We start from the raw sequence: 23,240 nt of genomic DNA, 5'->3' as shown, positions 1-23,240 counted from the left end.
GCGCTGTTCGCCGCAGTGTGTGCCGGATGGATTCCGCTGGTCGCCGCGCAGGATGCCGCGTCGATAGCGCCGGTTTCGCAGGAAGAGCGTGTGGTGTTCCCGGCGAGCGTGTCGCAGGGCGCGCTGGTGTTCGGCAAGGTGCCGCCGGGAAGCCAGGTGCGTTATCGCGACCGCCTGCTGCGCAGCACCGGTTACGGTACCGTCGTGCTCGGCGTGGGCCGCGATGAAACGGGGCCGCTGACCGTGGACGTCACCACGCCGTCCGGCCGCACGGAATCGGTCGTCGTCGCGGTGACCCCGCGCGACTGGCCGCTCGAACGCGTCAACGGCGTGCCGCCGAAGACGGTCGACCCGCCCGCGGAGATCGCCGCCCGCATCCAGCGCGAACAGGCGATGGTCACCGCCGCGCGCCTCCGCGACGATGATCGCGCCGACTTCGCCCTGCCGTTCCAGTGGCCGGTGCAAGGCCGCATCAGCGGCCGCTTCGGCAATGGCCGCATCTACAACGGCAAGCCTGGCGCCGGCCACTCGGGCATGGACATCGCGGCGCCGACCGGTACTCCGATCAAGGCGCCCGCGGGTGGCATCGTGACCTTCGCATCCCCCGACCTCTATCTGACGGGTGGCACCGTGCTGCTCGACCACGGCCACGGCGTCAGTTCCAACTTCCTGCACCTGTCGCGCATCGACGTGAAGGTGGGCGACCGCATCGAGCCGGGCCAGGTGATCGGCGCCGTCGGCGCGACCGGGCGTGCGACGGGGCCACATCTGCATTGGGGGATGAACTGGTTCGATGTGCGCATCGACCCTCTGCTGGTCCTCGAACGCGGGAAGTAACCGCCCACTGTTCGCCACCCGGGCGCGTTGCGACGCGCTTGAGCGCCGTGGCGCTTCAGGTTTCCGGGGGCGCGGTTCGACACGCGCATCGACCCCCTGCTCGTCCTCGAACGCGGGAAGTAACCGCACGTTGTTCGCCAACCGGGCGCGTTGCGACGCGCTTGCGTCGACGACGCAAACCCTTCCCGCCATCCCGACGCTGCAGCGACGACGGATTGGGTCTTAGCAAGGCAACGCCCCCCCCGGCTCGTCGTCCCAGCGAACGCTGGGACCCATTTGCTGTTGCCTGTGCGCGGTTCTGCGTCGACGCGCCGCGTTACGAGCAACAGCACGAGCCAATGGGTCCCAGCGTTCGCTGGGACGACGGATCTGGATGCAACGGGGCCGCTATCGTCATGCCGATGTCTTCCAAAGCCGATTGCTCAAGCTGGGACTCGCCGACGTGCAGTCCCAGCAAAGGCACTGGATCCCGGCATACGCTGGGACGACGGATACAGGGACTTTCCAACAGGCAGATGGCTCCAGCCTGCTTATAGTCGCCCGAGATAACGACTGGCGGGGCTGTCCGCCAGATCGCGCGGGCGGACCAGCTTGGGGTTCGGCGGGCCTACTTCGGGCCAGGCCGTGCCCAATACGGCGTCCACGCTGTTGGCGGCTTTCGCATGCGGCGATTCCAGTCCCAGTCGCTCACGCAGCGCCATGATCGAAGCGTCCAGCGCGGCATCGTCCAGATGCAGGGCATCCACCGAGTCCCAGACCGGCGTGCCGCCGGTGACCGCATCGACCCCGAGCGCGTCCTGCTCCAGCGCCTTGCGTTTCGGCTTCAGCATCTCGCGCACTTCTTCCTGCAGCTTGATGTAATCCACGTCGGGGAACGGCAGGTCGCTCGGTTCGCCTGGCACGATGGGACGCGCCAGCCGGCGCGCAGGCACGGTGTCCGCGTCGGCAAAGGCGCGATAGGCGAATTCGCTGCAGAGCATCCTGTCCGAATCCGCACGAATCGCATGGTCGGTGGCTTCGCGGATGAGCCAGCGCAACCACACCGGCAGATGCCGCGGTTTGCCGCGCAGGGCGACCAGCAGGCCGATCGTCACCAAGTCGTCCTGCGCGAACGTGGTGCCGATCAGCGAGCGCGCATGGCGCAGCACCACGGCGCGATCGTCCTCACTCAACGGGCTACCGTCGGCGGCCAGCGAACGATAGGCATCGACGAACACCACCGGGCCGTCCGGTGCCAGTCGCGCCGCCAGCGGACTCTCCTTGACCGCCGGACGGATGCCCTCGATCAGCAGTCCGTCCGCCGACACCAGCGATACATGGCTGTAGGCGCTGTCGCCGAACCAGGCGATCAGCTTCGACAGCTGGCTCTTGCCGAGCATCAGCAACAGGTCACCGACCTGCAACTGGTCGACGGGGAAACGGGGGCGCGCGGCTTGCGGATCCACTCAGGCATCTCCTGGTTGCAGGGAAAGGTCGCCGGTGACGCGGTCGCGTCCGGCCGATTTGCTGGAGTAAAGCGCCACGTCCACACGCTCCAGCAGCCGCTCGAAGGTTTCGCCTTCGGCCAGCTGCGCCACGCCCAGGCTGAGACTGGTATCGATGACGCGGCCATCGATGGTCAGGGGACGGTTGTTCACTGCGGCCCGCAAATGCTCGGCCACGACCAGCGCGTTGTCGAACGTGGTATCGGGCAGCAGCACCAGCATTTCGTCGCCGCCGTAGCGGCCGAGGAAATCGCGCTTGCGTAGCTTGCCGCGCGTACGGGTGGCCACAAGACGCAGACTCTGGTCGCCCACGGGATGGCCGTGTTCGTCGTTGATGCGCTTGAAGTGGTCGATGTCGAAGAACACCACCGACAGCGGCGTGCCCTGTGCATGGGCGAACTCCACTTCACGCTGCAACTGCTCGATGATCGCCGTCCGCGACAGCACGCCCGTCAGTGTGTCCTGTGCGGCGAGTTGGCTGGCGTGGTCGCGATCGCGCCGCAGCTGTTGCATGCGGTCGGCCAGACCGACGGTGAGCACCAGGCCGGCCAGTGCGAAGCCCATCGGGAACGCATGGATCAACCAGACCGGTCCCACCCACCAGCCGAGCAGTTCGCCCACGCGCGCGGCGGTCAGCAGCATCATCGGCAGCCACGAGAGCAGCAGGAAGAAGGCGGGCCGCTGCCGCCGCAGCGTGCCGTTTATGGCGGCCAGCAGCACGGCGGCCGTGGCGAGCAGCAGCACGCCATTGCCCAGCCGCGGCACCCACGTGTGGGTGGTGGCCAGCGACGCGAGGATCAGGCCGCCCAGCAGCAAGTTGCAGGCCCGCATCAACCACAAGATGCGGGGCCCATTCCGCGCAAGTTCCAGGTAGAACGCCAAGAAGGTGTTGCTGGCGATCACCGACAGCATGCCCGCCACGCGCGCCATGCGTGGGTCCGAACCCAGCACGTGGCCGAAGATCTCGACGCTGCGCAACTCGCCGCCGGCCAGTGCCAGGAACAGCGCCTGCGACAGCAGGGTCAGCGCAAGGAAGCCGTAGCTGCGCTCGCCCAGCCCGATGCAGAAGCCCAGCGCCAGTACCGTCAGCACGCCCATCGCACCCAGCACCATCGCGCGCCAGGTGACGTGTTCCAGGTCCTGCCGATGGACCGACCGCAACGGCTCGATGGACAACGGCATGGGCGTGCCGCCTACCGATTGCACGCGCAGGTAGAGTGGCTGCCCGGCACGCACGCCGTCAGGCAGCGGGAACGCCAATGCGCGCGCCGAGAACGCCAGGTCGGCGTCGTCGGCGAACAGGCTCCGCGTCAGCGGCGGCCCGTCGCCGATCCACAGGGTGATGCGGTTCTGATACGGCGCGCGCACCACCAGGTGCGGCTGCAGGCCGGCATCCACATCCACCGGGCTGACCACGCGCCACCAGCGCGGTTCGGTCACGGACTCGAAGATCAGACCGTCGCGGGCGGGTACGAAGCGCCCGTCGAGCGCGCCGGACACGACCTCGCGCGCGGGCGCGTCGTCCGCGAGCCGGGACACGTTGAGAGTCTGTGCAGTGGCAGGCAGTGCCGCTACGCTCAGCCAGAGCCAGAGCAGCAGACAGCGTGCCGGGCGCCGTGGATTCCCCATATCCATTCCGCCGTACCGTCAGCGACGGAGCATAGCGCGGATAGCGGGTAAATGTGACTCGACGGTGGGGCCGGCCGGCGGCTCAGTCGTTGCTGCCGCTGACCCGGGCCACGGCATCGTGCGGATGCAGGCTTTCGTAGTGCGCCACGGTGGCGTCGTAGCGGGCCACGCGGGCGTCGCCGGAGAGGACGGATGCCACGCGGCGGGCGGCGTCCTCACAGAACATCAGGTTTTCGGCGTTGAGGCGGGCGAACGCCTGTTCGTCGACGCGCTTGACCGCGGTCTGCACGGGCGTGCCGAGGGCGGCTTCGATGGCATCGACCAGCGCCACCAGCGGCAATTCGTCGAACTGCGGCCGCAATTCCACGCGCACGCTGGCGCGGCTGCGCTGGGCATGCGGAGTGGCGGCCAGGCCGCGCTCGGAGGCCAGCCAGTCGTGTACGGCCGCGACCGACACCCCCTGCGCGGTGGCGAAATCGCCGACGAAGCGCTCGGCATTGGCCTGCCGCGACAGTGCGGCGGAGGCGGGACACGTGCTGGAATACTCGACCGAGAACGCCAGCGCCAGATGGAGATGGCCGTCGACCAGCGTGGCGTCGATCTCCACCGGGTAGCGCTTCCAGCCGGCGTAATCGCTCTCCAGCGCCTTGCGCTGCAGGAGGGCGTCGTAGCGGACCTTCAGGTGTGCGCTGGTGGCCAGTCCCGCCTGCGACGCCACGCTGTCCTGCAACAGGTGCCGCAGTCCGGCCGGCGTGATCGCCTCACGCGCCAGCCCGTCCTGCAGCTGCAGGTACAGGCGCGACATGTGGATGCCACGTGCATCGGCGTTGGCCAGGTTCACCGACAGGTCGATGCTGGCGGCGACCTGCAGGTGTCCGCCCTGCCCGTCGGCGACGCGCACCGGCAGCGCGATGTGTTCCATGCCCACCCAGTCCAGCGGACGGGCCAGCGGCACGCGTTGATGGGCGACATCGGGAAGGTCGGCGCGGGGCACCGCAGGGAGCGAGGGCGACATGATCATGCACGGGGGAGTGGATGCCGCGCATTGTACGCCCTGCCCCGAATCCCCAGATGAAACAGTCCGTTACGACGCTTTCCTGCGGCTATCGCGGCGATATGCGGCGCCTTCAGTCGCCGCGGGCGGCGCGCCAGCCGGCGAACAGCAACACGGGACGCGACGGCAATGCCGCCGGCACGCCCTGTCGGGCCAGGCGCACCACCCTTCCCCGCATGTAGGCGGCGAGGACGCGACGTTCGCGCGCGCCTTCCCGCCGTCCGTCCCATCGCCGCAGCAGGTCCGTCGCCCAAGCGGGCACGGCCGCCCCGTCGTCCGGCTGACGGAAGGCGGTCGGCACGGCGGACGCGCCCAGGTCGGCCAGACGAGCGGCCAGCACCTGTGCAACGACCGCATCCGTCGCGGGCGCACGCCCCAGCACCTCGGCCTCCACTGCGGCGACGGCCGCGCCATAGCCCGCCAGCGCGGCGAAGGCCGCTTCGCCCGACGACGGGGTTTCACGCGCGGCCACCAAGGCGGGCAAGGCGTCGCCCAGCGCAGACCATGCGGCACGCACCGGCTCCAGCCGGCGGCCCAACGGGTGGCGCGAACGCTGCGCGCTCCAGCCCCGCAGTTCCTCGCTCCACCACGCCAGCTTGGCATCGGCGGGCATGGGGTCGCCGCTGACGTTCAGTACGTCATCGAACTCCTGCAGCAACGCGAACCATGCCACGGCGATGTCACGGCGCGCCGGCGCGACGAACACCTCGGCCACCGACCACTCTGGCCACCGTGCACGCCATTTGTCGAGAAAGCTGTCGAGGGCGGCGGAGTCGGACATCGGCGTGTTGGCGGTGCGGGAGACGTGTGGGAGCGACGTAAGTCGCGATGGAAGTCGAGCACGTGGATACCAATGACGCGAGACAGGCCATCCCGCCACATCGATCGCGACTTACGTCGCTGCCACGCTGAATTCTGTCGAGGGCCAGGCCGTCGTCTGGGCCAGTTCCGCCGGCCATTCCGCCAGGACATCTGCACCCCATTCCGCCGGCTCCTCATGCGCCTGCCGGTACCCCCACAACGCCGCGATCGACGGCATGCCGGCCGCACGGGCCGCCTGGATGTCGCGCTCGTCGTCGCCCACGTACACGCAGTCGGCGATGGCCATGCCGATGCGTTCGGCGGCGACCTGCAGCGGCAAGGGATGCGGCTTCTTCTCGGCCAGGGTGTCGCCGCCGATCAGCACGGCGCAGCGCGTGTCCCAGCCGAGTTGCGGCAGGATGTCGCGCGCCAGGTATTCCGGCTTGTTGGTGACGATGCCCCAGGTGCTGCCCGCCGCCTCCAGCGCGTCGAGCATCTCCGCCACGCCGTCGAACAGCACGCTGTGGCGGCCGAGTTCTTCCTGATAGATCGCCAGGAACTCCGGCACCAGTGCTTCGCGAGGCGCCTGCTCCATTGCGGGAAACGCGGCGGCCAGCATCGCGCGTGCACCCTTCGACACATGCGGGCGCAATACGTCAAGCGTCATCGGGCCGAGATCGCGCGAGGCGCGCATGCGGTTGGCCGTGGCGAGCATGTCCGGCGCGCTGTCCAGCAGCGTGCCGTCCAGGTCAAACAACGCAGCGCGCGGAAAGCCCGGCGCCGTCATGGCTTCACCGCGCTGGCGAGATAGTTCACGTCGGTGCGCGAGGTCAGCCGCGCGCGCTGGCGCCACGGTTCGTAGGCCAGGCCGGTCACGTCCTGCAGCTGGAAGCCGGCATCACGCAGCCAGGCGGCCAGTTCCGAGGGCCGGATGAATTCCCGGTAGTGATGCGTTCCCTTCGGCAGCAGGCGGGCGAGGTACTCCGCGCCGACGATGGCCAGCGCGAATGCGGCGGGCGTGCGGTTCAGCGTGGACAGGAACAACTGCCCGCCCGGTTTCAGCAGCGCGTGGCAGGCGCGGATAATCGAGGCCGGATCGGGGACGTGCTCCAGCATCTCCATGCAGGTGACCACGTCGAAACTGCCGGGCCGCTCCTCGGCCAGCGATTCGACCGAACGCAGCTGGTAGTCCACCTGCACGCCCGATTCCAGCTTGTGCAACCGCGCCATCTTCACCAGTTCCGGCGCCAGGTCGATCGCGGTGACCTGCGCGCCCTCGCGCGCCAGTGCCTCGCTCAGCAGGCCGCCACCACAGCCCACGTCCAGCACCGCCGCGCCCGGCAGGCGGACACGGTCGCGCACGTACTGCAGGCGGACGGGATTCAGCGCATGCAGCGCCTTCTGCGGGCCATCCGGGTCCCACCAGCGGTTCGCCAGCGCGCCGAACTTGTCGAGTTCGGCCTGGTTGAAGTTGTCGTCGAGGGGGGAAGTCTGGGTCTTCATCCCGTCATTGTAGAGCGGGCCGGCCCAATGGGACGCCATTACGTCGTCCCAGCGGAAGCTGGGACCCACGTTGACGTTGCGTTCGTCATCCCCATCAAGGGGAAGATCAGCATGGATCCCGGCGTTCGCCGGGATGACGACGGTAGATTCAACGGCCCAGTCTGGCAATCCGCTCGCGCCACTGCCGCGCATTGGCGATGACGCCGTCGATATCGATGTCGACCAGCACGCGCTGGCGCAGCTTGGCCTTGCCGGCGATCCACACGTCGCTGACCTGCTGGCGGCCGGTGGCATAGATCAGCTGCGACACCACGTAGTGCAGCGGTTGCGTCTCCAGTGCCGACAGATCCACGCAGACCAGGTCGGCGTCCTTGCCCGGCTCGATGGAGCCGACGCGGTCGTCGAAACCGATCGCCTTCGCGCCACCCAGCGTAGCCGCACGCAGCGCGCTGAACGCATCCAGCGCGGCGGCGTCCTGCGCCACGGCCTTGGCCAGCAGCGCGGCCGTGCGGGTTTCGCTGAACATGTCCAGGTCGTTGTTGCTGGCGCAGCCGTCGGTACCGACCGCCAGCGTCACGCCTGCACGTTCCAGCGCACAGGCCGGGCAGAAGCCGGAGGCCAGCTTGAGGTTGGATTCCGGGCAGTGCACCACGCTGACGCCGCGTTCGGCGCAGAGATGGATTTCCGCCTCGGTCAGCTGGGTCATGTGGATGGCGATCAGGCGGTCGTTGAACAGGCCCAGCCGGTCCAGCCGCGCGATCGGGCGCTGTCCGTGCTTCTCCAGCGACTGTTCCACTTCCTGCGCGGTCTCGTGCAGATGCAGGTGCACCGGCACGTCGAGCTGGTCGGACAGCATGCGCACGCGCTCGAAATTGGCGTCGTTGACCGTATACGGCGCGTGCGGGGCGAAGGCGGTGGCGATCAGCGCGTCGTCGCGCCATTGATCGTGCACTTCGCCCGCTTTCTCGAAGTATTCATCGTCCGACGACGCCCACGCTGTCGGGAAGTCGATCACCGGCAGGCCGACGCGCGCGCGGAAGCCGTGCCGCTTGTAGGTCGCCGCCTGCACGTCCGGGAAGAAGTAGTTCTCGTTGACGCAGGTGGTGCCGCCACGCAGCATCTCCGCGATCGCCAGGGTGATGCCGTCAGCGACGAAATCGGGGCCGATCACCGCCGCTTCGATCGGCCAGATGTGCTCCTGCAGCCATACCTTCAGCGGCAGGTCGTCGGCCACGCCACGCAGCAGTGTCATCGGGTTGTGCGTATGCGCGTTGACCATGCCGGGAATCAGCGCCGCCTCCGGCCGCGACACGGTCTCGCGCGGGGCGAAGCGCGTGCGCGCCTCGGCCACCGGCAGGATGGCGACGATGCGGCCGCCGGTGACGGCCACCGCATGCTGTTCCAGCACTACGCCATGCGGGATGACAGGCACCACATAGCCGGCTTCGATCAACAGGTCGCAGGGGTCAGGTGCAGTGTCGGTCATGCAGGGTCAGATCCCGAAGCCCAGGGTGTAGGTGATGCCGAAAGCGCCGGCGCCGAACAGCAGCCAGCACAGCAGCATCAGTGCCAGCGCCCGCCCGTAGCCGAGCCGCGGCACCTGCGGGAACAGCCGCGGCAGGGTGGCATTCCAGCACAGCATCACGCCCAGCCCGGCCAGCAACACGCCGGCGGCCCAGACGCCCAGGTAAAGCGCGAGCTGCTCCATCACTTGACGCGGCTGACGTATTCGCCGGTGCGCGTGTCGACCTTGATCACTTCATCCTGGCCGACGAACAGCGGCACCCGCACCACCGCGCCGGTTTCCAGCGTGGCCGGCTTGCCGCCGGTACCGGCGGTGTCGCCCTTCACGCCCGGGTCGGTCTCGGTGATCTGCAGCTCGACGAAATTCGGCGGGGTCACCTGGATCGGATTGCCGTTCCACAGCGTCACTACGCAGTCTTCCTCACCCTTGAGCCACTTCTCGGCGCCGCCCATGCCGGCCTTGTCGGCCTGCACCTGCTCGAAGGTCTCCTGCTGCATGAAGTGCCAGTACTCGCCATCGGAGTAGAGGTACTGCATGTCGGTGTCCACCACGTCCGCCGCCTCGACCGAGTCGGTGCTCTTCATGGTGATTTCCTGCACGCGGCCGCTCTTGATGAGGCGGTACTTCACGCGAGTGAAGGCCTGGCCCTTGCCCGGCTTGACGTACTCGGTGTCGCTGATGATCGCCGGCTCGTTGTTGATCAGGATCTTCATCCCGTTCTTGACGTCGTTCATGCCATAACTGGCCATGCTGCTGCTCCTGGAGGTGAGGCGTACCCGCCGCGCAGGGCGGCCGGCCGGATAGAATGCGGAAACCCGCCGGACCCGGCGGGTGCTTGTTTTCAGACCCGACATGATAACCGCAGCCCCCGACCCCCGACACCCCGCCTCCCTGGCCGCACCGCGCTGGCAACAGGCCTGGCGCGACGCCGTGCGCGATCCGCGCGAGCTGCTGTCGCTGCTGGGGCTGGATGCGCTGGCCGGCCGGGTCTCCGACGCGGCGGCGGCGCAGTTCCCGTTGCGGGTGCCGCGCGGTTTCGTGGCCCGCATGCGTCACGGCGATCCGCACGACCCGCTGCTGCGCCAGGTGCTGCCGCTGGACGACGAGATGCGGCCGGTCCCCGGCTACGGCCTGGATGCGGTGGGCGATGGCGCCGCCCGCACCGGCACTGGCGTCCTGCAGAAATACCGCGGCCGCGCCCTGCTGGTGGCCACCGGCAGTTGCGCGATCAATTGCCGCTACTGCTTCCGCCGCCACTTCCCCTATTCGGACGAAACCGCCGCGCGCAAGGGCTGGCGCGAGGCCGTTGATCTGATACGCGCCGACGCCAGCGTGCAGGAAGTGCTGCTGTCCGGCGGCGACCCGCTGTCGCTGTCGAACAGCAAGCTCGCCGAGCTGACCGACGCCCTGGCCGGCATTCCCCACCTGCGCCGCCTGCGCATCCACAGCCGGCTGCCGGTGGTCCTGCCCGAGCGGGTGGACGACGGACTGCTGGCCTGGCTGGGCAGCCTGCCCTGGCCGGTGACGCTGGTCCTCCACGCCAACCATGCCAACGAGTTCGACGCCACCGTCGACGCCGCACTGCAGCGCCTGCGCGCCGTCGGCACGCACCTGCTCAACCAGGCGGTGCTGCTGCGCGGGGTCAACGACGACGTCGACGCCCTCGCCGCGCTCAGCGAACGGGGTTTCGCGGCGGGCGTGCTGCCCTACTACCTGCACCAGTTGGACCGGGTCGCCGGTGCCGCCCATTTCGAGGTCGACGACGCACAGGCCAAAACGCTGCATGCGGCGCTGGCCGCCCGCCTCTCCGGCTACCTGGTGCCGCGGCTGGTGCGGGAAGTCGCCGGCGACACCGGCAAGCGCCCGCTCTGATCCACCGGCCGCCGGCCATGTCCGCATCTGCGACGGTTGCATTGGACTCGTCTCACACGTTCGGGTATTAAACGCGCTCTCCTCGCGGAAACGCTGCATGCAGATCGGCAAAGACACCACGCTTCGACTGACCCTGGTGGACGACAGCGCCGAGGACGCGGAAGCCATCGTTTCCACCTTGCGCAACGGCGGCATCGCCGTGCGTCCGCTGCGACCGCTCGACGCCGCCGAACTGGGCCAGATGGTCGCCGCCCAGCCGATGGACCTGCTGCTGGCCTCGCGCACGGCCAAGGGCATCCCCCTGGCCACCGTGCTGGGCCAGGTCGATGCCAGCGGCAAGGACATCCCGGTGATCGTGCTGGCCGATGCGATCAGCGAGGCCGACCTGCTCGCCGATCAGGCCGCCGGTGCCCGCGCGATCGCCCTGCGCGGTCGCCCGGAGCACGTGCTGACGGTCCTGCGTCGCGAATGGGCGGACCTGGACGCGCGTCGCTCGCAGCGCCGGCTGGAAGGCCAGATGCGCGAAACCGAGCGTCGCTGCGATGCGCTGATCTCGTCCTCGCGCGACCCGATCGCCTACATCCACGAAGGCATGCACATCCGGGCCAACGACGCCTATCTGGAGATGTTCGGCTTCGAGTCGTTCGAGGATGTCGAAGGCCTTTCGCTGCTGGACCTGGTGGGTCCGCAGTACGTCAACGACTTCAAGGCCCTGCTGAAGAAGCTCAGCAAGGGCGAACCACCGCCGCCGCGCTTCGAACTGGAAGCCCGCAGCATCGACGGCGACAGTTTCCCGGCCACGCTGGAGTTCGCCACCGCCACCTACGAGGGCGAGGCCTGCGTGCAGGTGGTGTTCCGCCGCCGCGAGGAGTTCGACCCCGAACTCGCCCGCGAGGTCGAGGACCTGCGCCAGCGGGACATGGTTACCGGCCTGCTCAACCGGCCCACCTTCCTGCGCGAGCTGGAAAACGCGGTGGCCCAAGTGGCCCGTGGTGAAGACCAGTACGCGCTGCTGCTGATCGAGCCCGATCACTATCAGCGCCTGCTGTCCGAGATCGGCATCGACTCGGCCGATGCGCTGGCCGCCGCCCTGGCGGCGCGCCTGTCGGAGAAGCTGGACGCCGGCACCATCGCCGCGCGTTTCGGCGAACGCACCTTCGCGGTCCTGCTGCGCGGCAACCATGCGCAGACCGCGGCACTGGCCGAGAAGCTGCGCGCGTCCTACGCCTCGCATGTCTTCAACGTGGGCGAGCGTTCCGCCTCGGTCACCACCAGCATCGGCGGCGTGCAGATCGGCGAGAAGATCGCCAGCGTCGGCCCGGTGCTGACGCGCGCGACGGATGGGCTGCAGACGGCCACCAACCTCGGCGGCAACCGCATCGAGATCTTCGACCCCGGCGCGGTGGATCGCGCCGAGGAAGAGCGCGTGCAGAACTGGATCCAGCGCCTGCAGTCGGCACTGCAGGACGGCAGCTTCCGGCTGCACTACCAGCCGGTGGTCAGCCTGCAGGGCGAGCCGGGCGAAGTGTACGAAGCGCTGCTGCGGCTGGAATCCAATGGCGAAATCGTGCAGCCGCAGTCCTTCATCGGCATCGCCGAGGACAACGGCCTGCTCGATGCGATCGACCGCTGGGTGGTCAACCGCGCCATCGAGGTGCTGGCCGAGCGCAAGCGCGCCGGTCACGACACGCGCATGGTGGTGAAGGTCAGCCCGGCCTCCTTCGCCGACAACCGCTTGCTCGACGTGATCGCCAAGCAACTGGCCGCGCACGACGTGCCGGGCGACCGCCTGTGGCTGCAGACGCCGGAAGCCAAGGTGTTCACGCATCTGCGGCAGGCGCAGGCGTTCCAGTCCGCAGCGGCCAAGCTCGGCTGCCAGGTTGGCCTGGAGCATTTCGGCGCGGGCCTGGATTCGTTCCAGTTGCTGTCGCACTTCCAGCCGACCTTCCTCAAGATCGACCGCGTCTTCAGCGAGGACCTGGGCAAGAACACGGAGCACCAGCAGAAGATCCGAGAGATCTCCGAGCGCGCGCAGGCGCTGGGCATCCTGACGGTGGCCGAACACGTGCAGGACGCAGCGACCATGGCGTTCCTGTTCACCGCCAGCCTGGATTACGTGGAAGGCAACTTCCTGGCCGCGCCCGGCCCGGCGATGAACTACGACTTCAGCTGACCGGCCCTCAGCGCCGTAGACGCGAAAAGAAAAACCCGCCTTCCGGCGGGTTTTTCGTTCAATGCAGCAGGCCGATGCGGCTCAGGCGAACGTGCCCTGCTGCGCGCGCAGCGCGGCAATGCGGTCCTCAAGCGGCGGGTGGCTCAGGAACAGCTTCTTCATACCCTGGCCGATGCCGCCGGCGATGCCGAAGGCCTCGACCTGCGCCGGCAGCGTGCTCGGGCGCTGCTGCTGACCCAGGCGTTCCAGTGCGGCGATCATCTTCTGCCGGCCAGCCAGCGTGGCACCGCCGTGGTCGGCGCGGAACTCGCGGCGGCGCGAGAACCACATCGCGATCATCGTGGCGAACAGGCCGAACACCACTTCCAGCACCATCACGATGATGTAGTAGCCGAAGCCACGCCCACCGCCCTCGCGGTTGCCCGAGAGGAAGCCGTCGACGATGCCGCCGACCACGCGCGCCAGCACGATCACAAAGGTGTTCAGCACGCCCTGCAGCAGGGCCATGGTGACCATGTCGCCGTTGGCGACGTGGGCCACCTCGTGACCCAGCACGGCTTCGGCCTCGTCCTGGTTCATCTGCCGCAGCAGGCCGGTGGACACCGCCACCAGGGCGTTGTTGCGGTTGGCGCCGGTGGCGAAGGCGTTGATCTCGGGGGCGTCGTAGACCGCCACTTCCGGCATGCCGATGCCGACGGCCTGCGCCTGCCGCTGGACAGTGGCCACCAGCCAGCGCTCGGTATCGTTGCGCGGCTGCTCGATCACCACCGCGCCGGTGGCGCGCTTGGCCATCCATTTCGAGGTCAGCAGCGAGATCAGCGAGCCGCCGAAACCGAAGATCGCCGCGAACACCAGCAGGCCGCCCATCTGGTTCGGGTTGACCCCCAGGATGGACATGACGATGCCGGCCAGCACGAGCACCGCGAAATTGGTGGCCAGGAACAATGCAACACGGGTAAACACGGTTCGGATCTCCAAGGGTCGTGCATGAGCGAACGGCAACGACGCAGAATTGCGGCTGTGCCGCTGCGAATTCAAGCGGCTTGCTGACTGTACGGTTCAGCTTCCGGTAGTGTCTGACGAATGACCGAACGCGATCCCTCCATGCCCTACCGCGGCCGCTTCGCGCCGTCGCCGACCGGCGCGCTGCATTTCGGCTCGCTGGTGGCCGCGCTGGGCAGTTGGCTGCTGGCGCGCCATCACGACGGATGTTGGCTGGTACGGGTGGAAGACCTCGATCCACCTCGCGAAGTGCCCGGCGCCGCCCAGCGGCAGCTCGCCACGCTGGCCGCGTTCGGCCTGGTGTCCGACGAACCGGTGGTCTGGCAGAGCGGCCGGCACCCGCTGTATGCCGACGCGCTGTCGCAGCTGCTGGCCGACGGCAGCGCATTCGAGTGCCGCTGCAGCCGTACCGACCTGGCCGCCAGCAGCGGCATCCATCGCAGGTGCATCGCGCACGATCCCGCGCGGCCGCCCGCCGTCCGCCTGCGCGTGGTCGACGACACGACGGTGGCCTTCCAGGACGGCCTGCAGGGTGAGCTAAAGCAACAGGTGGACCGCGACGTGGGCGATGTGGTCCTGCGCCGTGCCGACGGCTTCTGGGCCTACCAGCTGGCGGTGGTCGTCGACGACGCGGCGCAGGGCATTACGCACGTGGTGCGCGGTGCCGACCTGCTCGATTCGACGCCGCGGCAGATCCTGCTGCAACGCGCGCTCGGCCTGCCCACGCCCGCGTACCTGCACCTGCCGCTGATCGTGGATGCCGAAGGCCACAAGCTGTCGAAATCGATGGCGGCCCTGCCGGTCGACGACGACGCACCGCTTCCCGCCCTGCGGGCCGCGTGGCAGCTGCTGGGCCAACCGCCGACGGCGCTCGACGGTGCACGGACGCCGGCCGTCGCCCTGCGGCTCGCCCGACGCGAATTCCGCCCGGATCGCCTGCCAAAAGTGACATCACTGATGTTCGCTGCAGCGCACAACAATCCTGCCGCAGGCGCTGTCTAGAATCGGACGGCCGTCGGCTTGGACGGTCCAAGGAGATTCCCCACATGACATCGCGCGTCGCCCTGGTCACCGGCGGCACCGGAGGTATCGGTACCGCCATCTGCAAGAAGCTGGCCGACATGGGCCACAAGGTCGCCACCAATTACCGCAACGAGGAAAAGGCGCGCGCGTGGCAGGCGCAGATGAAGGCCGATGGCTACGACTTCGCGCTGGTCAAGGGCGATGTGACCTCGCCCGACGAAGCTGAAGCGATGGTCAAGGAGGTCGAGCAGACGCTCGGCCCGGTCGAAGTGCTGATCAACAACGCCGGCATCACCCGCGACGGCACCTTCCACAAGATGTCCTCCGGGCAGTGGGGCGACGTGATCAACACCAACCTCAACTCGGTGTTCAACGTCACCCGCCCGGTGATCGAAGGCATGCGCGACCGCAAGTGGGGCCGCATCATCCAGATCAGTTCGATCAACGGCCTGAAGGGCCAGTACGGCCAGGCCAACTACGCCGCCGCCAAGGCCGGCATGCATGGCTTCACCATTTCGCTGGCGCGCGAGAATGCCAAGCTCGGCATCACCGTCAACACCGTTTCGCCCGGCTACGTGGCCACCGACATGGTGATGGCGGTGCCGGAGGAGGTGCGCGCCAAGATCGCCGCCGACATTCCCACCGGCCGCCTCGGCAAACCGGAGGAGATCGCCTATGCGGTGGCGTTCCTGGTTGACGACCAGGCGGCGTGGATCACCGGCTCCAACCTGGACATCAACGGCGGCCACCACATGGGCTGGTGAGGCCCTTCACGTTGCCCCGATGACATGTCACACGACGCCCCGCAAGGGGCGTCGTCCGTTCCGATGCTGCGCAGCATGTTTCCTTCGCTGAACAGGGCGCCCCTGCCTTGCGGCCTGTTGCAAGGGCTGTTGCGCTGCGTCATGCTGCCGTCATACGCGTTTAGAGCGAAGACTCAATGGCTGCGATCCGCATCATCAAGAAGTACCCCAACCGTCGCCTGTACGACACCGAGATCTCCAGCTACATCACCATCGAGGACGTGCGCCAGCTGATCGTCGATGGCGAGGACTTCGAGGTTCGCGACGCCAAGACCGGCAACGACCTGACCCGCACCGTGCTCCTGCAGATCATCAGCGAGCAGGAACAGGACGGCGAGCCGGTGCTGTCCACGCAGTTGTTGAGCCAGATCATCCGTTTCTACGGCGACTCGCTGCAGGGCTTCATGGGCAACTACCTGGAGCGCAGCATGCAGTTGTTCATGGAACAGCAGCAGCAGTTCCGCAGCCAGATGGGCAACCTGCTCGGCCAGACGCCGTGGACCATGATGAACCAGCTCACCGAGCGCAACATGGAGCTGTGGCAGGAATTCCAGCGCAACCTGACCGGTGGCATGGGTCGCCCGACCACGGTCAAGCCGAAGGAAACCCCGCGCGAAACGCCGAAGACGCGCGCACGCTGACGCCCTACGCAGTGAAATCCGGCCCGCGCCCCGTTGCGCGGGCCTTTTTTTGAGCCGAAATACAGGAACTCCGCATGACGCAACGCATCGCCGTGGTGACCGGTGGCATGGGTGGGCTGGGACTGGCGATCTGCCAGGCCCTGGCACGCGCCGGTCGCAAGGTCATCGCCGCCGACCTGCCCGCTTCCCCTGAGCGATTGCAACAGTTCCGCGCGCAGACGGCCGCGCTGGACATCGAAACCGCCACCGTCGACGTGGCCGACTTCGATGCCTGTGCTGCGTTCGTGCGCGATATCGAAGCCCGCTACGGCACGCTCGACATCCTGGTCAACAACGCCGGCATCACCCGCGACGCGACCCTGCGCAAGATGGAGAAGGCGCAGTGGGACGCGGTGCTCGTTGTGAACCTGGACAGCGTGTTCAATCTGTGCCGCCACGCGGTGGACGGCATGCAGGCGCGCGGCTTCGGACGGATCGTCAATATCAGTTCGGTCAGCGGGCAGACCGGCAATTTCGGCCAGGTGAACTACGCCGCGGCCAAGGCCGGCCTGCATGGGTTCTCGATGTCGCTGGCGCGCGAGGTCGCGCGCAAGGGCGTGACCGTCAACAGCGTGTCGCCCGGCTATGTCGAAACACCGATGACGCGCGCCATGCCCGACGAGGTCCGCGACCGCACCGTCGCCTCGGTGCCGGTCGGCCGCATCGGCCAGCCGGGCGACATCGCGCGCGCGGTCGCCTTCCTCAGCGCCGACGATGCCGGCTACATCACCGGCGCCAACCTGCCGGTCAACGGCGGACTGTTCATGAGCTTCTGAGCGGCACGCCGCGTCCCCGTCTTCCCGTTCCCTGCGAATCAACACGCACCTTCGACAAGGATTCCCGATGAAACTCACTCCTCCCACCTTCGGCGTCTGGCTGATCGCGCTGCTGCTCGGCGGCGGCGGCATCGCGGCGAAGTTCGGCTACGTGCCGGTGCTGGCCCCGCATGCGTTCTGGCTGGTGGTCGCCGGCTTCGGCCTGCTGGTCGCGGCCACGCTCTTCAGCAAGCTCTGAGCGAAGCTCCCGCGTCCCGGGCTTGCCCGGGACCTGGCGGCGGCGTACCGTCACCGGACCACGCCACGTGGCGCTGCGGAGACGATGCATGCCAGGTTTCATCAGGCTCGCGCTGTACTCGACCGTCATGATCCTGCCTGCACTGGCGGGATGGGCGACGCACACCGCCACCGCGCAGACGACGCCACGATGCAAGGCGGTCGGCTGTACCGAGCCGCTCGACCTGGCCGCCGCCGGTCCAGGCTCTACCGTGCTGCTCGTCCAGTGCGTCGGCGCCACGCAGACGCAGCGCCGCTACCGGCTCGAACCCGATGGATGGACGCTGCAGATGTACGAAACGGTTACCGTCGCCACCTGCCCCGCCTCTCCTGCGCGCTGAGCGCCCATGGAACTGATGGCGTACCTGCTGGCGGACCTGTGGTCCAAACCCCGCCTGCTGGTGCCCTTGCTGTTGGGGGTCGTCGCGGGACTGGGTCTGTTCCACCTGACCGGCAAGGAACCCGCCTCCGCCGCGATGGCGCTCGGATGCGCGCTGCTCGGACTGACGGTCGGCTGCATCCTGGAGTTCCTGCGCGAACCGCCGCGCGATCCTCTGGACTGACGGTTACTCGACTTCGAAGCGGTCGAACGCGATCTCCAGCGTTTCGAATACCGTCTCCGCTTCCACCGCATCCAGGGGCGAGGTCAGGTAGCCCGCCGGTCGCGCGCGCAGGAAGCGCCAGCTCATCGCCGGATTGCCCTGTTCGTCCAGCAGCGTGACCGTGACGGTGCGTCGGGCATCGCCGCCGTTGCGCGCCTCGTTCCACCACTGGTACCACGCCAGCGAACCGATCACGCCCCGCCGCAGCACCAGATTGTCGTAGTGCGTCAGCGTGGACAGCTTGATCGCTTCGGGCACCTTGTCGTTGCCGTTGCGGTACTCGTTGAGCTGCAGCCGCGCGGCCGGGAACAACACCTCCGACACGCCGGCATCGGGCCCGTGGCCCAGGCCGAGGTCGACATGAAAGTTCATGCCGGCATAGGGACGGTCACGCTGTACGGCCATGGGCAGGGCTCCATGTGAAAGGGGGACGTCACCCGCCGAGAGGCGGCCGACTCTTGTCCCAACGCAAGGATGCGCTGCCGGAGGTCAGCCTGGTGATGGCGATGCAGGGCGTTGTGCTCGTCATGGCATGCCCTGCAGGAAAGATCGCGGGACGCCTGGCAGCGCGGATTCCCGGGTTTCGCCTTCGGCTCTACCCGGGCTACCTCAGTATCCCGCGTCCACGGCCGTCTGACTGCTCCCGTCAACGTACAGGTTCGTCACCCTGGCGCAACGCGATGATCAGCGGCTTCAGTTCGCGCCAGGGATATCGTCGGTCCTCCGGCCAGGGAAGCCGGAACCAGGGTTTGCGCCTGCGGGAGACGATGCGGCTGACGAGCCAATCCTCGTCGAAGCCATCCCAGACGCCGGCAACCGACCACAGGTTCAGATGGACCACGGGATGCACTTCGTCGAACAGGATGCGCTGCAATGCCGGGATGGCGAACGGCGAGCGGGCACATTGTTCGGCGACCCGGTTCCACGACGGCTCCGTGTCGAGGTAGAGATCGCTCAATGCGATCCAGAGGGGGCGACGGATCGCCAACTCGCCCGGTGAGAATCTCATTCAGCGCCTCGACTTGATGGCAGACGAAAGACGGCGTCCTTGTTGATTCCCGTCACCCTCTCCTTCCTGCGCCATCGCCCTACGCCCTGATGGTCTGCAACGCATGCGCCAACCCGTCGGCAAACAGGGCGAGGCACGACGGGTCGCAGACCAGGTGGAAGCTGCCCGCCAGCTCACCCATGGAAAAGCGGATGCCTACGACAGGCTTTCCGACGGCGGCAAGGACGTGATCGACTGGACCGAATCGGAAGCACAAGGTCTGGCCCGGCGCCGCAAGTTCCAACACCGCGTCCAGGCGCGAGGGGACGAGTGCGTCCAAGGGGCTGCTCAGCCAGGACAGCAGATGGCGATGCAGCGCATCGAGCGCTGTCGTCGTCAAGATGAACCCGTCCACGGTTCCCGTGAACGGACGACCCTGGCCGACATCCCAATGCTCGCCGACGAGCGAGAGCGTGCAACCCCACTCGGAAGCGCTGCGCTGGACCAAGCGCAGCGTCAGCTCCGATACGCCGCGATTGGATCTGAGCACAGCGTCCAGATCGCATCTCTCCTGCTCAACCCATCCCCGGTAGCCGCCGAGGCTTACGCCTCCGCCCACACCACATCGATCCCTTCCGATTCGCCCACCGCATTGCGCAGCAGTGTGACGAATCCGGCGCTGGCGCCCAGGGCTTCCAGCGCGTCGATCGCGGTGTGTTCGACGTAGTAGTCCTGGTCGGTCGAGGACTCCTCTTCCATGTGGCCGACCAGCAGCTGGAAGTCTTCCTGCGAGATCGTGCCCAGCGTGCGGCCAGTGTCTTTTTCCGTCAGACGGATGCTCATGCGGTCCTGCTCTCCTGTGGGAATGGGTTGAAGCTCAACGCGAAGGGGTCGATGCGGGCGGTGTGCGCAGGAACGTGGCCAGTCCGCCGAGTTGCTGCCCCTGCACCTTGTCCACGACCGGCGCGAACTTGCCGATGTCGTCCGGCGTGTAACCGCCGACGCGGTACCACAGGGTGATGCGGGTGCCGTCGTTCTCCGCGACGAAGCGCCATTCCAGCGCGCCGTGCAGGCCCATGCCCTGCAACGGGCCCAGGCCGCCGGTCATGCGCAGCAGCTTGCCGGGATCGGTGAACGTCACGGTCATGTGCCAGGCCTGCTGCGCGCCGTTGATCTCGCAGAAGCAGCCGCCGGCCTTCTCGCTGATGGACAGTCGGGACGCATCGCCCCACCAAGTGTGGTCGGCCGGCCACCAGCGGCCGACATCGTTCATCAGCGCGGCGTAGGCGGCCTGGGGCGTGGTGGGCACCCACACCGAATTTTCCAGGGTGAAGCCTTGCGGCGTGGCGTCCTTGACCTCGGCATGTGCCGGCGCGGCGGCCATCGCCGTCGCCAGCAGCACCGCTCGCAGCAGGCGCATCACTGCGCGGCGCCCTGCTGGCAGAACTTCTGCCGGTACTCCATCGCCTTCGGCATCAGCGCGGTCAGGTTCTGGATGCGCGTGCCGGGGTTGGGATGGGTGGACGAGAATTCCGGCGGGGCCTGGCCGCCACTCGCTTCGCTCATGCGCTGCCACAGCGGCACGGCTTCCTGCGGATTGAAGCAGGCGGCAGCGGCCAGCATCAGACCCACTTCATCGGCCTGCGTTTCATGCTCGCGCGCGTACGGCAGCAGGTAGCCGTAGCCCATCGCGGCCATCACCATCTGCTGCTGTTGCGGGTCCATGCCGCTCATCGCGCCGGCCATCTGGCCGATCTGGGTGAGCTTCTGCTGCGACATGCGTTGCGCGCCATGACGCAGCAGCGCATGGGCGATCTCGTGGCCCATCACCACTGCCACGGCGTCGGCGTTCTGGGCGACGGGAATCAGCCCGGTGTAGACCGCCATCTTGCCGCCCGGCAGGCAGAAGGCATTGGCCTGCTCGGACTCGATGACGTTGACGTCCCACTCGAAGGATTTCCAGTTGCCGCTGGGCTGGGTGCCCTTCTCCGCCGCGATCGCCGCTTCGACCTCGGGGATCTTGGCGATCAGGCGCTGCGCGATGGTGCGCACCTGCTGGGCGATCTGCGAATTCGGATCGACCGGACGCTCCTGCTGCAGGATTTCCTCGTAGGCCTGCAGCCCCAGCGCTTTCTCTTCCTCCACGCCGATGGAGCCGTCGATCAGCACCTTCTCGCCGGTGTAGGGATCGACCACGCGGTTGTTGAGGTAATAGCAGCCGCCGTAGATCAGGAAGCCCAGCAGGATCAGCCAGCGCAGGTTGCCCAGTCCGCCGCCACGACGGCCGCCGCCCTGCCCGTATTGCGAACGCCCGTTAGGATCTTGCCTCATGCCCTCTCCCTGGCGGCTAGATGCCGCGTACAACGCGGAAGCCCACCCGCGCATTAGTCATATCCGAATCCGAGGACGAACGCCATGCCGCGCGCGCCTGGGCCGGGGAACTGGCCCACGAGCCACCCCGCACCACCCGCGACCGGCAGCCGGGATTGAACCACGCCGCCCCGTCCGCAGGCGCGCGCCGGTAGCTGGCGTGCCAGCAGTCCCCCACCCACTCGCTGGTGTTGCCCTCCAGGTCCTTCAGGCCGAATGCGTTGGCACGGAAGCGCCCCGCCGGGGCCGGGCCCCAGTAGCCATCGCCGTAGCCGACGAAGGCATTGTTCCAGTCGCGCCCGCTGGGCGAGCGGTCGTTGCCGCCGGTCAGGTTGGCAATGCCGCGCGGAGGTTGCCCGTTGCCCCAGGGATAGCGGCCCTGCTGACCGGCGCGCTGCGCGTATTCGTACTCGGCTTCGCTGGGCAGCCGGTAGCCGTGCCCGGTCTGGCCGGCCAGCCATTCGGCGTAGGCTTCGGCGTCGTACACGCTGACGTGCAGCACCGGCATGTCGTCGCTGGCCGGCTGGCCCGCGTAGTCCGACCGCCAGTCCACCCCGCTGCGACGGACGAAATTGCCGCTGCGCTCGTCGTAGACCACCGAATGCCCGCGCCGCGTGGCGCGCGGGCGGTACTGGGTGGCCTCGACGAACCGGCGGAACTGGCCCACCGTCACCGGGTGCCTGGCCATCGCAAAGCCGCGATCGAAGCGCACGTAATGCGCGGGCTTCTCGGCGTCGGCCGCGCCGGCCTCGTCATCGGCCGCGCCCATCAGGAAGCCGCCATGCGGCACCACCACCATTTCCGGCCCACGTCCGCCATGGTGCAGCGCATCGGTGAATGCCTGTCCCGGACGGAACAGGCCGTAATGCGTGGCCAGGTCGATGCGCTGGCGGAAGTCGGCCGCCACGCGGTTGCCCGGTTCGGCGATGCGCAGCACCTCGGCCAGCTTCATGCGCGCGTCCTTCAGCCCGAGCGGCGTGGCCATGTCGCGCACGCCGGCGTCGCGCAACTCGACGATGCGCGCCAGGCGAATCGCTTCCACCCGCACGCGCGCATCGGCCACCGTCTGCGCATCCTCGCGCACGCGGGCCGCATGCTCCAGCCAGGTCCGCGCGGTCGTGAAATCGCTGGCCAATGCGGCTTCTTCGGCGCGACGGATCATCGCGCTCTCGACCGCGGCGATGCCCTGCAACGCACGCGCCTGGCCCGGCTTCCATTTCAGCACTTCGCGGAAACCCGCCAGTGCGCCGCCCCCGGCTTCGCCTAGCGCACCTTCGCGCAACGCGCGCTCGGCGGCCACGTTCAGTCGCGTGAGCTGGTCGATCTCGTCCACCCGCGCCAGGTAGGTGCCGACCGCCGGATCCGCCGGCGCCACCGTGCGCGCCACGGCCGCGATCTGGCGTGCACGGCGTAGCGATTCGGTACGGTCCTCGGCATGCCGCAGCGCCTGCGCCCCCTGGTCCAGCAGGCGATCGAGGCTGCGGCCCAGACCGGTCCTGGCACGCGCATCGTCGGCATCGAGGCGCTGCAGGGCGAGGTAGAGCGGGATTGCATCGTCGGGGCCGTCGAACAGCCGCCCCTCGGACAGGGCGCTGGCAGCACGCCGATGCGCATCCGCGACGTCCTCGGTCGTCAGTTCGACGCTGGGCGGGCGCCAGTTCAGTTCGTCCACGGCGCTGTCATCGCCGGTGACGGTGACGCTCGGCATGCGGATTGCGTCCGCGCCGGTATCCGCGGCACCGGCTTCCGCCGCATCGCGCGAACACCCCGCGATCCAGGGAAGCGACAGCAACAAGGCGGCGAGAATCGCGCGCAAACACCCTCCGTGATGGGAGCCGGCGG

The 23,240-nt window shown here is 68.2% G+C and carries 27 protein-coding genes; 10 read left to right on the top strand and 17 right to left on the bottom strand.

What is annotated here, in order from left to right; translation table 11 throughout:
- The first annotated feature begins 30 nt into the window (after positions 1 to 30).
- A complete protein-coding gene (locus ASD77_RS13035; RefSeq protein WP_055943450.1) occupies positions 31 to 837 on the top strand; it encodes a M23 family metallopeptidase in 807 nt (268 codons plus the stop codon).
- Between the two features lie 530 nt (positions 838 to 1,367).
- Here the strand turns inward: ASD77_RS13035 and ASD77_RS13030 are convergent.
- The 9 genes from ASD77_RS13030 to efp form a co-directional block, all read right to left on the bottom strand.
- Positions 1,368 to 2,282, bottom strand: a complete 915-nt coding sequence (locus ASD77_RS13030; RefSeq protein ID WP_055942380.1) for a hypothetical protein — start codon at positions 2,280 to 2,282, stop codon at positions 1,368 to 1,370.
- The gene (locus ASD77_RS13025) at positions 2,283 to 3,860 is read right to left on the bottom strand and encodes a GGDEF domain-containing protein (RefSeq protein ID WP_162247632.1); all 1,578 of its coding nucleotides are present in this window, start codon (positions 3,858 to 3,860) and stop codon (positions 2,283 to 2,285) included.
- A gap of 172 nt (positions 3,861 to 4,032) precedes the next feature.
- Complete coding sequence (folE2, locus tag ASD77_RS13020) at positions 4,033 to 4,971, bottom strand: GTP cyclohydrolase FolE2 (RefSeq protein WP_327194195.1); 939 nt, start codon at positions 4,969 to 4,971, stop codon at positions 4,033 to 4,035.
- A gap of 106 nt (positions 4,972 to 5,077) precedes the next feature.
- Positions 5,078 to 5,785 (bottom strand): squalene/phytoene synthase family protein, encoded by a 708-nt coding sequence (locus ASD77_RS13015; RefSeq protein ID WP_055942376.1) that lies wholly within the window; start codon positions 5,783 to 5,785, stop codon positions 5,078 to 5,080.
- A 111-nt stretch (positions 5,786 to 5,896) separates the two neighbouring features.
- Positions 5,897 to 6,592, bottom strand: a complete 696-nt coding sequence (locus ASD77_RS13010) for a phosphoglycolate phosphatase (RefSeq protein ID WP_055942372.1) — start codon at positions 6,590 to 6,592, stop codon at positions 5,897 to 5,899.
- Positions 6,589 to 7,308 (bottom strand): bifunctional 2-polyprenyl-6-hydroxyphenol methylase/3-demethylubiquinol 3-O-methyltransferase UbiG, encoded by a 720-nt coding sequence (ubiG, locus tag ASD77_RS13005; RefSeq protein WP_055942368.1) that lies wholly within the window; start codon positions 7,306 to 7,308, stop codon positions 6,589 to 6,591. Before ubiG ends, ASD77_RS13010 begins: the two co-directional genes overlap by 4 nt.
- A gap of 148 nt (positions 7,309 to 7,456) precedes the next feature.
- Complete coding sequence (locus ASD77_RS13000) at positions 7,457 to 8,794, bottom strand: TRZ/ATZ family hydrolase (RefSeq protein ID WP_055942367.1); 1,338 nt, start codon at positions 8,792 to 8,794, stop codon at positions 7,457 to 7,459.
- Positions 8,795 to 8,800: 6 nt separating this feature from the next.
- Positions 8,801 to 9,016, bottom strand: a complete 216-nt coding sequence (locus ASD77_RS12995) for a hypothetical protein (RefSeq protein ID WP_055942366.1) — start codon at positions 9,014 to 9,016, stop codon at positions 8,801 to 8,803.
- Complete coding sequence (efp, locus tag ASD77_RS12990) at positions 9,016 to 9,582, bottom strand: elongation factor P (protein WP_055942365.1); 567 nt, start codon at positions 9,580 to 9,582, stop codon at positions 9,016 to 9,018. The genes ASD77_RS12995 and efp overlap by 1 nt, the downstream gene beginning before the upstream one ends.
- 103 nt (positions 9,583 to 9,685) lie before the next feature.
- Between efp and epmB the strand changes: the two genes are divergently transcribed.
- On the top strand, positions 9,686 to 10,705 hold the full coding sequence (gene epmB / locus ASD77_RS12985) for an EF-P beta-lysylation protein EpmB (protein ID WP_055942364.1): 1,020 nt from the start codon (positions 9,686 to 9,688) through the stop codon (positions 10,703 to 10,705).
- A 97-nt stretch (positions 10,706 to 10,802) separates the two neighbouring features.
- The gene (locus ASD77_RS12980) at positions 10,803 to 12,878 is read left to right on the top strand and encodes an EAL domain-containing protein (RefSeq protein ID WP_055942362.1); all 2,076 of its coding nucleotides are present in this window, start codon (positions 10,803 to 10,805) and stop codon (positions 12,876 to 12,878) included.
- Positions 12,879 to 12,959: 81 nt separating this feature from the next.
- Here ASD77_RS12980 and htpX read toward each other — a convergent pair whose 3' ends face one another.
- Positions 12,960 to 13,841: a protease HtpX gene (gene htpX / locus ASD77_RS12975; RefSeq protein WP_055943445.1), complete on the bottom strand. Its 882-nt coding sequence runs from the start codon at positions 13,839 to 13,841 to the stop codon at positions 12,960 to 12,962.
- A gap of 120 nt (positions 13,842 to 13,961) precedes the next feature.
- Here htpX and gluQRS point away from each other — a divergent pair, with 120 nt between their 5' ends.
- From gluQRS to ASD77_RS12945, 7 genes are all read left to right on the top strand, one after another.
- Positions 13,962 to 14,882, top strand: a complete 921-nt coding sequence (gene gluQRS / locus ASD77_RS12970; protein ID WP_055942359.1) for a tRNA glutamyl-Q(34) synthetase GluQRS — start codon at positions 13,962 to 13,964, stop codon at positions 14,880 to 14,882.
- A gap of 44 nt (positions 14,883 to 14,926) precedes the next feature.
- Positions 14,927 to 15,667: a beta-ketoacyl-ACP reductase gene (locus ASD77_RS12965; protein WP_055942356.1), complete on the top strand. Its 741-nt coding sequence runs from the start codon at positions 14,927 to 14,929 to the stop codon at positions 15,665 to 15,667.
- A 176-nt stretch (positions 15,668 to 15,843) separates the two neighbouring features.
- On the top strand, positions 15,844 to 16,347 hold the full coding sequence (gene phaR, locus ASD77_RS12960; protein WP_055942352.1) for a polyhydroxyalkanoate synthesis repressor PhaR: 504 nt from the start codon (positions 15,844 to 15,846) through the stop codon (positions 16,345 to 16,347).
- A gap of 74 nt (positions 16,348 to 16,421) precedes the next feature.
- Positions 16,422 to 17,162 (top strand): acetoacetyl-CoA reductase, encoded by a 741-nt coding sequence (phbB, locus tag ASD77_RS12955; RefSeq protein ID WP_055942350.1) that lies wholly within the window; start codon positions 16,422 to 16,424, stop codon positions 17,160 to 17,162.
- Between the two features lie 67 nt (positions 17,163 to 17,229).
- Complete coding sequence (locus tag ASD77_RS18160; RefSeq protein ID WP_156383629.1) at positions 17,230 to 17,400, top strand: hypothetical protein; 171 nt, start codon at positions 17,230 to 17,232, stop codon at positions 17,398 to 17,400.
- Positions 17,401 to 17,488: 88 nt separating this feature from the next.
- The gene (locus ASD77_RS12950) at positions 17,489 to 17,779 is read left to right on the top strand and encodes a hypothetical protein (RefSeq protein WP_156383628.1); all 291 of its coding nucleotides are present in this window, start codon (positions 17,489 to 17,491) and stop codon (positions 17,777 to 17,779) included.
- A 6-nt stretch (positions 17,780 to 17,785) separates the two neighbouring features.
- A complete protein-coding gene (locus ASD77_RS12945) occupies positions 17,786 to 18,001 on the top strand; it encodes a hypothetical protein (protein ID WP_055942344.1) in 216 nt (71 codons plus the stop codon).
- A 3-nt stretch (positions 18,002 to 18,004) separates the two neighbouring features.
- Here ASD77_RS12945 and ASD77_RS12940 read toward each other — a convergent pair whose 3' ends face one another.
- The 7 genes from ASD77_RS12940 to ASD77_RS12910 form a co-directional block, all read right to left on the bottom strand.
- Entirely contained in the window at positions 18,005 to 18,445 is a 441-nt protein-coding gene (locus ASD77_RS12940; protein WP_055942341.1) for a phage tail protein, read from the bottom strand.
- 241 nt (positions 18,446 to 18,686) lie between these two features.
- Positions 18,687 to 18,998: a hypothetical protein gene (locus ASD77_RS12935; RefSeq protein WP_055942338.1), complete on the bottom strand. Its 312-nt coding sequence runs from the start codon at positions 18,996 to 18,998 to the stop codon at positions 18,687 to 18,689.
- A gap of 130 nt (positions 18,999 to 19,128) precedes the next feature.
- A complete protein-coding gene (locus ASD77_RS12930; RefSeq protein ID WP_156383627.1) occupies positions 19,129 to 19,536 on the bottom strand; it encodes a hypothetical protein in 408 nt (135 codons plus the stop codon).
- 95 nt (positions 19,537 to 19,631) lie between these two features.
- Positions 19,632 to 19,871 (bottom strand): hypothetical protein, encoded by a 240-nt coding sequence (locus tag ASD77_RS12925; protein WP_055942332.1) that lies wholly within the window; start codon positions 19,869 to 19,871, stop codon positions 19,632 to 19,634.
- A 34-nt stretch (positions 19,872 to 19,905) separates the two neighbouring features.
- Entirely contained in the window at positions 19,906 to 20,448 is a 543-nt protein-coding gene (locus tag ASD77_RS12920; RefSeq protein ID WP_055942329.1) for a polyketide cyclase/dehydrase, read from the bottom strand.
- Entirely contained in the window at positions 20,448 to 21,359 is a 912-nt protein-coding gene (locus ASD77_RS12915) for a M48 family metallopeptidase (protein ID WP_055942326.1), read from the bottom strand. Before ASD77_RS12915 ends, ASD77_RS12920 begins: the two co-directional genes overlap by 1 nt.
- A 16-nt stretch (positions 21,360 to 21,375) precedes the next feature.
- Positions 21,376 to 23,106, bottom strand: a complete 1,731-nt coding sequence (locus ASD77_RS12910) for a formylglycine-generating enzyme family protein (RefSeq protein ID WP_055943442.1) — start codon at positions 23,104 to 23,106, stop codon at positions 21,376 to 21,378.
- Between the last annotated feature and the right edge of the window lie 134 nt (positions 23,107 to 23,240).

Origin of the sequence: Pseudoxanthomonas sp. Root65 (assembly GCF_001427635.1) — a bacterium.
Lineage (GTDB): Bacteria > Pseudomonadota > Gammaproteobacteria > Xanthomonadales > Xanthomonadaceae > Pseudoxanthomonas_A.
The sequence above is the reverse complement of the archived record's forward strand: the minus strand, read 5'-3'. Positions and strand labels throughout refer to the sequence as shown.